Genomic DNA, 12,266 nt, shown 5'->3' with positions numbered 1-12,266 from the left:
GCTTGCCTTTGCCCGGTTGCAGCACGTCCACCGGCGTGTCGTCGACGTGGACTTTACCCGTCGACATCACATAGTCGCATACCGCGTCGGCCAACGGCGCCAGCAGGTTGCCGCATAACCCCACCCAGCCGGCCATCGTGGCCCGGCTCAGTGTGACGCCCTGGCGGGCGAAAATTTCCGACTGGCGATACAGCGGCGAGTGCTCCGCGTATTTCGCCGTCATCACGCACGCCAGCAGGCCCGGTCCAGCGATGCCGCGTTCGATGGGTCGCGACGGCCCGGCACCTGGACGATGACATCGCAGCGGGCACAGGCCTTCTTTTTACGCCGGATTTTTATCACCTTGAACGCGCTTTTGATAAGCTCAAGCTGTTCTCTCACATCCTCGCCCAGCGGTTTAAGGTCGCCGCCGCAATCGGGGCAGGCCGGCTCCTGCGGCTCCAGACAGCGTTCTTCACGCGGGAGTTCCGGCGGCAGGGGCCGACGCACCGGCGAGGGGCGTAAGGCCGGCGGCACCGCCGGGTCATCGACACGCACAGACTGCACCTTATCTTCCGTCAGCAGCTCTTCGAGGCGATGCTCCAGCTGGACTATCTGCCGCCCGGCCTTTTCCGAGCTGCGCCCGAAGTACAGACGCCGCAGTTTCGCCAGTTGCGCCAGCAGGCGGTCGATTTCCGATTTCCGTGCGTTAAGGTCATCGTGCAGGGATGAGATGGTCGCCTGTTGTTGCAGTATCAGCGCCTGCAGCGCGGGCACATCAGTGGGCAGGGCATGATTTTTTCTTTTCATGCCGGGATGTTAAGGGAGGCTATCGGGTTATTACAATATCGCCAGGTTAAACGAAGTGCGTTCCTGTTGTTTCCAATTTATTCCCTCAAGCAGCATCGACAACTGGGCTTGTGTCAGGAACACCTTGCCGTCCTGGGCCAGCGGCCAGACAAAACGGCCGCGCCTCTTCCAACGTTTTTTTACAGCGCGGGTGTATGTATATCCGTTTGAATCCCCGCAGGCAGGATATGCCATCCTCTACGCTGCCACTCCACTTTGCTGCGGGGCTAATGTTGAAGCCCTGTCGCCGCAAATAACTGATAGTTTCCGGTCTGCTGTTATCTGCCTTGATTGGCCAACGCCGTGACTCAGGCACTCTGTCGTAAAATCCGGCCAGGGAATCCAGTTCAACCGCCCCGCCCCACGCTTCGTATTCGACGTACAGATCACTACCCAGTATAAAGCTCCGGATTAACGTACTGTACTGGGATCGCAGGCAAAACCAAAGTCAGCGCCGCGCCGGTCATCGACGCCAGTAAGGCGGCAATAACGAGGAAGATTTTCCAGTGCATCAGGGATGTCCTTTGAGGCACAGTTCACGCTCAACGTCCCGGCGACTGACCAGCCCTTTCCATACACGGCCATCGGCATACACCCAACGGCGCATCTCGTCACAGGCTCCTTGCGTGTCTCCGGCATTGAGTTTTTTAAGCAGAGTCGAACGCGCAAACGCGCCGCGGCCGACGTTGTAGACGAAGGCGGCGAGCGCGGCTTTCTGTGTTTTGGTGAGTGACGCCGTCACGCTGCGTTCAACGACCGACAGCGCAACGCGTAAATCGCTGTTGAGAAACAAACGGCATTCTGCCTCGGTGTAGCGCTTGCCGGAGACGACATCCGGCCCGGTATGGCCGTAACAGACGGTCAGCACGCCGCCGCCATCGTGATAGGGCGTAGTGCGTAGCCCCTCATGCTATTGAATAAGCACGGCGGCAATAGCCAGCGTCCCGCCGGTCGATGCCTGGATAAGGCTTTTTCTGAGTGCGGGATTCATTATTGCGCTCGCGTACGAAAGCGGTATTCCTTGTAGCGGTAATACCAGTTGAAGCCAAAGGTGGCGACGATCAAAGCCCGGGCATCAAAAAAATATTTTGGCCTTGGGAAGGGCGTGGTGGCTTACATACTGCTGTGTAACCATATTCCACTAAATGGTTATCTTATCGGTGCCCATGAGTATGAAGCACATCACGTTTTCGATATCTGGTACAGGAATACCAGCGGGATTGTACCCACGGCGATAACCGGTGACATGCACAGTATTAACCGGGCCAATTTTGCCATTCTTCACTGGTTTGGCCGGCGTTTTGAACCCCGCTTTACCTCGACAGAGGACATGCTGAAAGAGCTATACTGCGCGGATACTCCGGAACGTTATAAAAAATGTCTTATCCGGCCAGTGGGGCAGATAAATCAAAAAGTTATCATTGATGAAAAACCGCATCTGGACCAGATTATCGCCACGCTGGGGATGAAAGAAATTACTCAGGGCGCCCTGATCCGGAAATTATGCACCTATTCAGCGGAAAACCCGACAAGGCAGGCCCTGTTTGAGTTTGATAAACTGATCCGCAGCCTTTACATCCTCCGATATCTTCGTAACCCACAGATTGCCAGAAACAGCCACCGGTCGCAAAATCGCATCGAATCCTGGCATCAGCTTCGCTCAGCGATCGCACGGGTCGGTGGCAAAAAAGAGCTGACGGATCAGAACGATATTGAGCTGGAAATCAGCAATCAGTGCGGGCGGCTGCTCAGCATCATTATTATTTATTATAACTCAGCCCTGCTGTCGTGGTTGCTGCAGAAGTATGAATAAATCGGTAACACCCGGGGCCTTGTCCTTCTCAGACGAATGTCGCCCGTAGCCTGGCAGCATATCTTTCTGAACGGACATTACACCTTTATCAGCGAAGGGAAAGAACTCGACCTGGACGCCATGATTGAAGGTCTTACGTTGTCATAGTCGTATGGCGTAAGCCCGCAAAATTTTGGCGGCTTCCCGCTTACAACCCCGGTGGGGCCACAGAAGTCGATGAAGAGCTTTTCGCCGGCCTTGTGCTCCATGCGCATGGAACGCCGCTGCTTCTTTTTCCAGTCACGGAACAGTGCACAGAACTGTGAGTAGCCGAGGGCATCACCGCCCACGGCGGCCTGATATTCCATCCAGAGCAGCTGTTTGGTCACGCCCTTGCGGCTTAACTCGGTATCGATATCAAGCCAGCTGGGTAAGGTCTTGATAGCCTTGCCGGATTTGCCGGGATAGAGCAGGCGGTCGAGGTCGACGGGGGACAGTTCCGCCGGCAATGGCCAGACCAGGTTAGCTACCGTGAATCGGCCGAGGATATCGTGCACTGTGGTACAGCCGATGCCGAGCGCTGCCGCGATGGTGCGATTCGAGCGACGCTGCTCAAATTTAATTCATAATACATTGATATATATGAATATTTATGTTATCGCGTTCTTCTTTTTACGTGCCATGCCATACCCCCGGAAGCTAAAAGTCTCCAGAGTATGGCGGAACAGAAGATGAGCGATCGGACAGAATCGGAATCGCTGATCGGGCATGACCGGAACCAGCAATAGAACGGGATTTCGCGCAATTGCTGGGTTTGGGAGTCAAACGCCTCGACATGCAGCAAATCAATTTTCAGACCGTTTTTGCGCAAAGCAGCAATATCGCTGGCGAGCCGCTGAACGCCGAAAAATAGCAACGCATCCAGTGCCGTCACCAGCAGGCCGGAGGTCAGTGCCAGCCGTAGCCGTTCGGGCGGTACGCTCGTCTGCCGGGCGATACTGGTGTAGCTGTTTTCTGTGCCACCTTCGGCGCCGGAGCGAAAAACCGTGAATTTGCGCGTGTAGTGAAATGTCTCCGGCGCGACGACATAGGCATCAAGGTTGTACAACACTCCGCGTTTGCTGCCATTAATTTCCACCCGGTGGCTATGGATGGTCAGCTCGTCGCGCAGTTTTTCGATAGCTTGTGGCGCACGGATAAGCAGCAGCCGAAACGGCAGTTCGTAGCTCGTCACATACGGCAGGCTATGCAGCGCCAGTCTGACCCGGGCAATTTCCCCGGCGTGCTGTTGCTGCACGATAAACCATTGTTTGGCCTGATGCGGGGTTTCGCTGGTCTCGGTGATGTGGTTGAGTGCGATTTGGTAATCAATGCGATGCACTAGCGCCCGTCGTCGAACAGGGAAGCCAATTCGTCATCAGACAGGCCTGTGCACGCTTTAACGGCGTCGCGTGGAATTCCACGGGTGAGCATTTGCCTTGCAATTTTCAGCGAGGCGCTATGCTCGCCTTCTTGGCGTAGCTGCTCTGCAATCGTCATGGCGTCCTCCCGGTAGCACGGCGTTTTTTCTGCCAGCGCACGAATGAATTTTTTCCCTTCAACGGTGTTTCCCGCCTCGGCCAGATAGTATAGCAAGCTGCGAAACTGCTCTTTGGGGTACGCCCACTGTTCGAGCAATCCGGCCAGTTCGTTAACCAATTCCAGCATATCACGGGTACGGATGTGCTTCTGCACCAGTTCCAGCAGCGCAACCCGGCGATGAGTCAGAATTTCATCATCCGGTATGGTGGTAATATCGACCAGCGGAAATGCCTGATGATAAACAGTGGCCGCCAATTCTGGCTCGGCGAAGCAATCCAGCCACTTTGTACTGTACGGATACGGTGATGTCGTGCCGTGATAGAACAACAGCGGGATTACCACCGGTAACTGGTCATTGCCCTGCTCAATATGCCGCTGCATTGCGGCGACGGCATACCTCATCAGGCGAAACGCCATGAGATTTTCCGGTCGGCTCGGGTGCTCGATAAGGCAATAGACGTAGCCATCATGGCCCGTGGTAGTCTTCATCGAGTAGAGCATATCCGAGCATTGGCCCTTGAGATCGTCCTCGATAAACGAGCCGTAGGCCATCGCCAGTGTGCCGAAATYGCAGTGCTTGCGCAGATGCGGCGGCAGATRGATTTCCAGAAAGTCCCGAAATTCACCTCGATACTCTCTTCACTATGAAGCATCTTTCGGGCAACCGCCGTAATCGCTTCATCCGTGACATCGTATTTCTTGCCCGTAAAGCGCGTGGTGTTCGCTTCTTGCGTGGAATATCCGGCCAGAATACGCCATGAAAATGTTGAATAACCGACAGAAATTGTATTTTTCATGCTCATATCTTCTCAATAGCTCGTACTAAATCGGCTCGTTTTCCTATCTAGTCCTTTGTGTATATCCCCATTCGCCTTTGGCACCCATACAAGGCAAAAAGCACCAAACGGACGTGTATCACAGTCAGTAATCCCGTTAATGACTTTGTCTCAAATTGGGATTTTGCTTGTGAAATTAAGGTATTGACCGTCACCAATGAAACACCACGCACCGCGGCGATTTTTTTCTGCGAAAGGCCGAATGCATGAAGCAATGAATTCTCAAACTGACCCGGAGTTAACGCCGGGAAGAGATTGTGTAACTCTGGATAATCATTAGGGTCAAAAATTTTCATACGTTACCCCTGCTCCCCTCAATGACTTGCGCTATATCGGCTCGTTTGCCGTGCCTGTAACTGACACCCCATCGCTGCCGCTCGTTGCTGGGCCTCAAAATAGCGGGTCTCTATCGAGTTATCCGGGAAGCGCCAGCCTGTGCCGGAGCTGTTCGCCAGCGGGATAATATTCAGGGGTGGCCTGGCGCCTTGAGGGCGTCCCTCAGCCATCGCCACAGATGTTTTAGTCTCTGCATGCGCGTAAGCCTCTCTACGGTGTCTTCCTATCCTTGCTGAGGTTTGGTTCATCTTCGCCAGTAAAACGCCTCTGTAAGCTTCTGAGAGCGTTTTGGTGATTGTTTTGCAGTGCTCGACAACCGCCTGATAACTTTCCTCGTCGGTAGCGTCATCGAAAGCGATAAGCGCAGCTTCAAGTGCGGGCGGCGACACCTCGGGTTCTGGGACCGGATTTTCAGGCGGTACAAGCGCAGTTTCTGGCGCTGTAGCCTGTGGCGCCGGAGTGAATCGGTGGTTGTTCAGCACATCGCGCAGTCGGGGGCGCGCATTGGCTGCCGGCCTGTGTGCCGCACCTGTCTCGGTACGCCCCTCGGCTGGCGTATACTCTGTATCAAACAGCGAGTACGTTTCCGACGCATAGGGCAGGCGATGGGCGAGACGATGCAGCACCGTCTTGAGCGCCATGCGGTCGTACCACTTCACCCAGGGGCTACTGCTATTCCCGGAACTGCTGACGGTAGCGCGGACCTTATCTACCTCGGCGCGGCCCATCACCTCTACAACCAGTTCGCCGCTGGTCAGTTTGGCGAAGGCATACACCAAACGGAGTTCACCCCGATCTTCAAACGCCGGGCGGTGCTTCAGGTGCTCGCCGCGTTCATCCACCCAGTAATCGAACTGGTCGGCGGCGTACACCACCTTACTGACGATATTGGCGACCTGCCCGGATTGACGGGCGCGCTTGAGCACGCCATCGACCATCGGCATATAGACGACTTTATGATTACGAACCACCTGGGCGGCTTCCCGCCCATCCGGTATCAGGCCATCGGTAGCGCATTTCGTCAGCGCCTGTACCAGAGAGGGCTTATCCGCAAACTGAAGGTCACGGTTCTCCATCAGAGCATTGGCGGCGGCGCGGGTAAACTGCTCCGGTGTGACGTGCACCGGAAGCAGGGCGGACAGCCCCTGCTGAAGTAACGTTGCCTGAAGGTCGCTGTGAATACTGTTCATCGCATCAAATGAGGTGCCATTCATGCCATCACTTCCTGCGCTTCACGGCGTTTTCTGTCCGCCTGTTTTGCCCACCACTGTCGGGAGAACGTCGCCAGCCCCGAGGCGGGATGCCTATTGCCGGTCGCCAGATGAAACAGTGTCGTCTCAATCAACTGGCGACCCGTATAGCCGTCTTCCTCATCCAGAATCCCCAGCAACACCGGATAGCGCCCGCATTCCTGACGTTTGCTAATCGCGCAGAACGCGAAATCCACGCCCAGACCAAAGACCTTCTCCATCACAAACTCATAAAACGCCGCTTGCAGGTGGTAACCGAACTTCTCTACCGACTTGCCAAAATCCAGCACGTCATCCGTGGTCTTGATATCCAGCAGGAACGGCGCGCCCGCGAATTCGTCCAGCCAGTCCGGGCGAACCTTGAGCAACAGCACGTTTTCCAGCAACGACGCCACCGTCGGATAGGCCAGCGCCGAATCCCGCATCAGGCACACGGTATCGAAATCGTCACGCTTGAGCGGCATAATGCCGCGCTCCGCGCAAGTGGCCTCAAATGCCGCAAGTCGTTCCTTGCCCTCGTTGCTACGCAGATTCATCGGCTTCAGGTCGCGAAGGAATGCAGGCATGTCCGTTTCCGGCGAGTACTGAATCTCGGATTCGACGTCCTCGGTGTTTAATGTTTCAAGTTCAGCGATAGCTGGCACATCAGCCGTTTCGCTTGCTACAGAGGTTTCCGGCTCATCCTCGGGCAAACCCGGCACCCACTCATCATCCGCATCCGGGCTTTCTGGCAAATCCACTGCTTCCGGCGCCAGGAATTTCGCCAGCCTTTGTGCGTCGCGTTCAAGCATCGGCGGCGTTTCTGCGATTTCATCCGACACTGAGTCCTCGTCTACCGCTTCCGGCTCGACGAAACTGGCGACATACGCATCGATAGCTTCCGGGGTCAGATAGATTTCCGGGTCATGCGGGGAACGAATCACCATGAAGATAAATTCTCGGCTGCGCGACAGGACATTCGGCACCTCACGCAGGGCTAGATACCAACGCCGCATATTCCCATCGCAGCGTTTCACCAGTTTTCGCGCCCATTGCTCAACCTCAGAGGGAATGGCCTCCCAATGAAGTTCGCCCTCCCAAAGCGCACGGGCGATGTCCAATTCCAGGTCAGGCCAATCCCGAGGCTTGTCGTCGTCTTGTTCTGATGACCGGCCATCACAAAATGGTTAATTATTAACCGATTCGTCAATTTCTACAGCCTCAACACTTTCCGTTGGCTTCGACGCGTTTTCCTCAGGCTTGTCCACAGATTCCGGGGGTAATTCGGTGTTCGTGTTTATAATCATGAGGATATCGTCGGATTTATGCACAATATCACCACCAACTTCCCCGCCCCGATACAGGCACAACGCGGCGGATTTGATATCCTCGAGCGTCGCATCCTTCGCCATCGTTCCCCTGTGCGTGCTAACCTTTTGCAGCAGCGCGTCATAGCGGGCAACGTCTTCCGCCTCCTCGCCCTTGGGATTATTGAGCAACGCCTCCGCGTCCCGCACTTCGTCCTCGCTGTAACTCTCTTCCTCGCCGAACAGGGACAGCAACGCGCAGTACTGCTTGATGGCGGATTCGTCTACGTGATCGAGCTGCTTCTCGGTTTTGCTGATGTACAGCTCTTCGGTGATTTCCTCGAAACGCGGAGCCTTGTAGTAAATCGCGAATTTTCCATCCTGCTCGTAGAGATATTCCGCCGCTTTCACCTTGGCCACCGTTTTATTCTCGGCCGCAATGTAGCCCTCAAGCGTTTTCCGTCCGTGCGGATGGTCGGTGTTGCGGATAAATTTCACTTTGAGATACATCATGCAACACCTCCCTGGCTCAGAACGTGGCTCGATAGCGGCAACAGGGATGGCGGGATATAGCGGTCCGTCCCGTTTTCGCGGCAGTACATGGCTAACTCTCTGGCGCTGTGCGTGCCGCTCTTTTGGTAAATATCCTGAAGCTTGTTCTCGACCGTGCGGTTAAATATCTCCAGCCGCCGGGCAACATCTTTGGCTGTCAGACCATGCAGGGTGAAGAAGAGGACTTCCCATTCTCTTTGCGCAAACAGCTCACCCGGCTCAAACGTCGCCGGACGCGGCGCTTCCCCGTCCACGCATTCCAGCGTCGAGCTGAACGCAAACGGGCGCGCATGGCGGGATGGTGCCGATGCACTCGAATTCCACATCCTCCGACTGGTCATCAACGCAGTCGAATTGCGGGCAGAAATCGAACAGGTAGGATTACAGCGTTTGCTCTGGGCCATAGATACACTGATTCTGCACCGAGAAAAGTTGGCCGTTTTCGCGGGCTTTCTTTTCCTGAGCGTGGAAAAGCTCAAGGGCCATGGGGTGTGCGTCAGAATGTGCTATGCCCGGAAAGCCGAGTAATTATCTCATCGCCGGATTGAAAAACGGTATGCCGCTCTTACCCGTTACCGCGCAGGGTGTGGTCAGATTCAGGCAGGTGAACATCGATATGTGGTTCATGCTGCACTCCCCGGTTTTCTCGTGGGCTGGTTTCGTCGCCTGATACAAATCAACTTGAAGCCGAAGGATTCTCCCATCCCCTAAATTCCATTCGATTCCTTCATCGTCATGGCCAAGCTTTTCAGCAACAACCGCCATAACTTCATGCGTCACGTCGTATTTTTCGCCAATGAAGCTCTTGTTATTTTTCGAGTCCATCTTTGAATAGCCCGCGAGGATACGGCCGGATGAAGAATAACCGACGGTAATTTTCTTTTTCATGCTACACCCCCGTTTCTCACACGCAGCCGAGTTTCGCAGACGTGCGCACGGTGTGCCGTCCAGTCGAGGTTGGCTTTCAGAACCGCGAGTTCGTTGGCTTGGCGCCAGAGTTTTTGGCATCGTCGAGATAGCCAAGACGCTCACATTGGGCAGCAGAGCGGGCAATTTCGGAATAACGTGAAGTCCTCATGCGCCACCTCCCATGCTCAGGAGATACGCACGCTGGCGAACGGTCAGATAGCGCGATTTACGAGCAAATAGCGCAAGAATCGATTGCGGCGCTTCATTAGCGCGCACGCGGAAGGTAGACTTTTTCATAGTCCGACTCCTAGGTTGCTTAGGTTTTGGATTAGTTGCCTAGCTGGGATTCGAGCCCAACTAGGTAGCAAACAATGTACTCTCTACTGTCTATAGAGCATATTTTCACAATCAAAAAATAAAGTAAATAAATTTACTAAATTTATTTTATGTGTCAGAATGCACCATAACATAGAGGAAAAAAATGATCCAGTTTAAGGATTTCATGAAGTTACAGGGTCTTAGCAACACTGATATAGCCAAGGCTTTTGGAGTGACATCTCAGATGGTATCTCAGTGGAGAAATGATGCCCGTCTTTTTGTTGATGAAAAAAACTTTAAAATCATAAGGATGACAGTAGTTAGAGACAATATAAATGATGTTTTAAACTTAAAATAACCGCTTTTTGGTCACACTTGAGGGTTGGCACCCCCCCCCAAACAAGCATAAAAAATCGATAAAAATCGCCAATATACTCCGTGCAAAGCCAAATTTTTTTGTTTTTAAACGCATTTTATTGGAGAAGTTATCTACCGCTTTTTAGTCACCCAAAGCCGCTTTTTGGTCACATGAGCACCGCTTTTTAGTCACACCAAATAGCTATAAAGTGTTGATTAAAATCATTTTTTTTCGACGGTAAAGTAGTAAAGATCTCAAAGATAAACAAACAGAGCCTACGGCTCATGATTTATGAAGGAAGCGATCGTGACAGATATCGAGTCTTGGCAAGATGACAATAAGAAGTTGGTCGTACAAAGCAATGATCTGATTACCGCGAAGTACGAACTCGATATCGATGGATTTCGAGCACTAACTCTGTTTTTATCAAAGGTCAATCAAAGACTAGAAAACCCTGGCTGGGTATCATTTACAGCTCATGAGTTTCAAGTAACTTTCGATCTTAATAAGAAAAACGTCTGGCGATGTATGAAAAAAGCAGTAGTTTCTCTTTCAAAGAGCCAGATCACTTTTTTCGTGATTAATAAAAGAAAAGAGTCATATACTGTTCTTAATTGGTTATCTGGATACAAATACGAAAAAATAGACGGTAAAAGTACAGGGCTAAGTCTTCGTTTAAATCAAGATCTTGACCCATTCCTGTTTAACATAAAAAACAATTTTTCATGGTGTTTTCTTAACGCAATAACAAGTGTTAAAAGTATGATGTCTTTTAGGATGTACATGTATATTTTAAGCCATAAAAACCCTCCCAGATGTAAACGTGATGGTTTTTTTGAAATAGATTTATCTCTAGTGGATTTTAAAGCCTTATTTCCAGAATCTAGTGCCAGATTTGTTGATTTAAAGCGTAAAACTATAGAGCCAGCCATCCGAGATATTAACGAGAATACAGATTTATCGGTGCATTGGGAACCAATAAGGCAAGGTAGAACTGTTGTTGGAATGCGCTTTGGCTGCGTAGAAGAAAAATCCACAACAACAAAACCTAAACGTCCGAGACTGGTAAAACGTCTTCACGTAAAAAGCGGATCGCACGCAGAGGGGGAGTGGATGAAGAAGAATACAGAGATACTTTACCAGTATGAGAAAGCGCTGAAGGAATACGATCCTGCTCTACGCCTTGATATGCCAGATTTACGACGAGCAGTCGAGTATTCAAAGCTGTTCAAACCTTTTTGGCACAAGGAAAAAAGCCAGGAACTAAAGATGAGAGAGCGTATAAACTAAAAAGTTTTATGGAGGAAAAATGGCTGCAATTACACTTAATGTACACAATGCCATCAAAGCATTGAAAGAATCTGGTATGGACGAGAAGCAAGCTGAAAAACTTGTCGAAGTAATAGCCGATCTACAAAACGTCTCTATCGCTACGAAGGAAGACTTACGAGCTTCTACCGACAGCTTGAAAACGGATTTAGCTTCGATAAAAACCGATCTGGATTGGATTAAAAAGTTAATTCTTGCAGTTGGCATAGCCGTTGTCATAGCTGCACTAAAATATATTTTTCTCGGATAAAAATGCAAAATCTGATGAGGTGCTAAACATCGCTAGCCGAAAAATCAAGATGCCACCGACTCTCACGCGCAGAGGTTTCGCCGCCAGACGCAGCCTAGTTTCACAAACGTGCGCACGGTGTGCCGTCCAGAACCGCAAGTTCGTTGGCCTGACACCACAGCATCGCCGCATAGCTCAAATCCCCTTCGCGCTCAGAGAACGCAGCGAATCTGGCGATGGTCGAAAATTTGGATTTGGTCCTCATGCGCCACCTCCCATGCTCAGGAGATACGCACGCTGGCGAACGGTCAGATAGCGCGATTTACGAGCAAATAGCGCAAGAATCGATTGCGGCGCTTCATTAGCGCGCACGCGGAAGGTAGACTTTTTCATAGTCCGACTCCTAGTATGGATAGTTGTTGGATCAGATGCTTGTTGTGGTGACAGCCACTACAAGCGCCGACTATTAAGTTAAATCATTCCAGATTCTTAATATCGTTAAATGATTACCGACTCCTCCATAATGGATCACTGATGGATTTAAAAGATAAGTTCCTGAGCGCTTTTGCTTCAAATATCCATTATCTTTTAGCGCCTTAAAAACACGTGCGACAGTTGCTACACCGACATTTTCCTCCTTGGCTATTTCTCGCTGCGTTCCG

General features: G+C 51.9%; 17 protein-coding genes and 5 pseudogenes. 4 read left to right on the top strand and 18 right to left on the bottom strand.

Translation table 11 applies throughout. From position 1 onward, the window contains the following. From ACMX3H_RS13720 to ACMX3H_RS13700, 5 genes and pseudogenes are all read right to left on the bottom strand, one after another. Positions 1-223 (bottom strand): IS66 family transposase (locus ACMX3H_RS13720; RefSeq protein WP_415211229.1); only part of this gene is annotated, 223 nt, incomplete at its 3' end. Beyond that, on the bottom strand, positions 223-789 hold the full coding sequence (locus ACMX3H_RS13715) for an IS66 family transposase zinc-finger binding domain-containing protein (RefSeq protein WP_415211228.1): 567 nt from the start codon (positions 787-789) through the stop codon (positions 223-225). The genes ACMX3H_RS13715 and ACMX3H_RS13720, both read right to left, overlap by 1 nt. A gap of 30 nt (positions 790-819) precedes the next feature. Then, positions 820-951, bottom strand: a pseudogene (tnpB, locus tag ACMX3H_RS13710) (IS66 family insertion sequence element accessory protein TnpB); the annotation flags it as partial. After that, a pseudogene (locus tag ACMX3H_RS13705) lies at positions 947-1,284 on the bottom strand (PBSX family phage terminase large subunit); the annotation flags it as partial. The pseudogenes ACMX3H_RS13705 and tnpB, both read right to left, overlap by 5 nt. 55 nt (positions 1,285-1,339) lie before the next feature. Further along, a pseudogene (locus ACMX3H_RS13700) lies at positions 1,340-1,819 on the bottom strand (lysozyme). A 66-nt stretch (positions 1,820-1,885) separates the two neighbouring features. Between ACMX3H_RS13700 and ACMX3H_RS13695 the strand changes: the two are divergent. After that, a pseudogene (locus ACMX3H_RS13695) lies at positions 1,886-2,788 on the top strand (Tn3 family transposase); the annotation flags it as partial. A 50-nt stretch (positions 2,789-2,838) separates the two neighbouring features. On the opposite strand, the pseudogene ACMX3H_RS13690 reads toward ACMX3H_RS13695, so the two are convergent. The 10 genes and pseudogenes from ACMX3H_RS13690 to ACMX3H_RS13645 all read right to left on the bottom strand — a co-directional run. Further along, positions 2,839-3,270, bottom strand: a pseudogene (locus ACMX3H_RS13690) (IS21 family transposase); the annotation flags it as partial. Between the two features lie 5 nt (positions 3,271-3,275). Further along, positions 3,276-4,001, bottom strand: a complete 726-nt coding sequence (locus ACMX3H_RS13685; protein WP_415211227.1) for a DNA-binding protein — start codon at positions 3,999-4,001, stop codon at positions 3,276-3,278. Further along, the gene (locus tag ACMX3H_RS13680) at positions 4,001-4,759 is read right to left on the bottom strand and encodes an Rpn family recombination-promoting nuclease/putative transposase (protein ID WP_415211230.1); all 759 of its coding nucleotides are present in this window, start codon (positions 4,757-4,759) and stop codon (positions 4,001-4,003) included. Before ACMX3H_RS13680 ends, ACMX3H_RS13685 begins: the two co-directional genes overlap by 1 nt. A gap of 286 nt (positions 4,760-5,045) precedes the next feature. Next, on the bottom strand, positions 5,046-5,333 hold the full coding sequence (locus tag ACMX3H_RS13675) for a transcriptional regulator (protein WP_415211226.1): 288 nt from the start codon (positions 5,331-5,333) through the stop codon (positions 5,046-5,048). An 18-nt stretch (positions 5,334-5,351) separates the two neighbouring features. Further along, positions 5,352-6,587, bottom strand: coding sequence for a recombinase RecT (locus ACMX3H_RS13670; protein WP_415211225.1), 1,236 nt, complete (start codon positions 6,585-6,587; stop codon positions 5,352-5,354). Continuing rightward, positions 6,584-7,723 (bottom strand): PD-(D/E)XK nuclease-like domain-containing protein, encoded by a 1,140-nt coding sequence (locus ACMX3H_RS13665; RefSeq protein ID WP_415211224.1) that lies wholly within the window; start codon positions 7,721-7,723, stop codon positions 6,584-6,586. The genes ACMX3H_RS13670 and ACMX3H_RS13665 overlap by 4 nt, the downstream gene beginning before the upstream one ends. A gap of 66 nt (positions 7,724-7,789) precedes the next feature. Further along, positions 7,790-8,422, bottom strand: a complete 633-nt coding sequence (locus ACMX3H_RS13660; RefSeq protein WP_415211223.1) for a hypothetical protein — start codon at positions 8,420-8,422, stop codon at positions 7,790-7,792. Then, positions 8,419-8,715 carry a helix-turn-helix transcriptional regulator gene (locus ACMX3H_RS13655; RefSeq protein WP_415211222.1) on the bottom strand — a complete coding sequence of 99 codons (297 nt, stop codon included), beginning with the start codon at positions 8,713-8,715 and terminating at the stop codon, positions 8,419-8,421. The genes ACMX3H_RS13660 and ACMX3H_RS13655 overlap by 4 nt, the downstream gene beginning before the upstream one ends. 274 nt (positions 8,716-8,989) lie before the next feature. Further along, positions 8,990-9,349, bottom strand: coding sequence for a hypothetical protein (locus ACMX3H_RS13650; protein ID WP_415211221.1), 360 nt, complete (start codon positions 9,347-9,349; stop codon positions 8,990-8,992). A gap of 186 nt (positions 9,350-9,535) precedes the next feature. Further along, positions 9,536-9,667, bottom strand: coding sequence for a hypothetical protein (locus ACMX3H_RS13645; protein WP_415211216.1), 132 nt, complete (start codon positions 9,665-9,667; stop codon positions 9,536-9,538). Between the two features lie 205 nt (positions 9,668-9,872). Between ACMX3H_RS13645 and ACMX3H_RS13640 the strand changes: the two genes are divergently transcribed. The 3 genes from ACMX3H_RS13640 (at position 9,873) to ACMX3H_RS13630 (ending at position 11,625) form a co-directional block, all read left to right on the top strand. Further along, positions 9,873-10,046 carry a hypothetical protein gene (locus ACMX3H_RS13640; RefSeq protein ID WP_415211220.1) on the top strand — a complete coding sequence of 58 codons (174 nt, stop codon included), beginning with the start codon at positions 9,873-9,875 and terminating at the stop codon, positions 10,044-10,046. A 306-nt stretch (positions 10,047-10,352) separates the two neighbouring features. Then, the gene (locus ACMX3H_RS13635) at positions 10,353-11,336 is read left to right on the top strand and encodes a replication initiation protein (RefSeq protein WP_415211219.1); all 984 of its coding nucleotides are present in this window, start codon (positions 10,353-10,355) and stop codon (positions 11,334-11,336) included. A 19-nt stretch (positions 11,337-11,355) separates the two neighbouring features. Further along, positions 11,356-11,625 carry a hypothetical protein gene (locus ACMX3H_RS13630; protein WP_415211218.1) on the top strand — a complete coding sequence of 90 codons (270 nt, stop codon included), beginning with the start codon at positions 11,356-11,358 and terminating at the stop codon, positions 11,623-11,625. Between the two features lie 100 nt (positions 11,626-11,725). On the opposite strand, the gene ACMX3H_RS13625 is transcribed toward ACMX3H_RS13630, so the two are convergent. The 3 genes from ACMX3H_RS13625 to ACMX3H_RS13615 form a co-directional block, all read right to left on the bottom strand. Then, positions 11,726-11,869 (bottom strand): hypothetical protein, encoded by a 144-nt coding sequence (locus tag ACMX3H_RS13625; RefSeq protein WP_415211217.1) that lies wholly within the window; start codon positions 11,867-11,869, stop codon positions 11,726-11,728. After that, on the bottom strand, positions 11,866-11,997 hold the full coding sequence (locus ACMX3H_RS13620; protein WP_415211216.1) for a hypothetical protein: 132 nt from the start codon (positions 11,995-11,997) through the stop codon (positions 11,866-11,868). Before ACMX3H_RS13620 ends, ACMX3H_RS13625 begins: the two co-directional genes overlap by 4 nt. Before the next feature lie 73 nt (positions 11,998-12,070). Then, the coding region (locus ACMX3H_RS13615; protein ID WP_415211215.1) for a replication/maintenance protein RepL at positions 12,071-12,266 on the bottom strand (196 nt) is incomplete at its 5' end.

Source organism: Sodalis sp. (in: enterobacteria), assembly GCF_047607725.1.
Lineage (GTDB): Bacteria > Pseudomonadota > Gammaproteobacteria > Enterobacterales > Enterobacteriaceae > JBLKSS01.
This window is presented reverse-complemented; position numbering and strand designations above follow the sequence as displayed.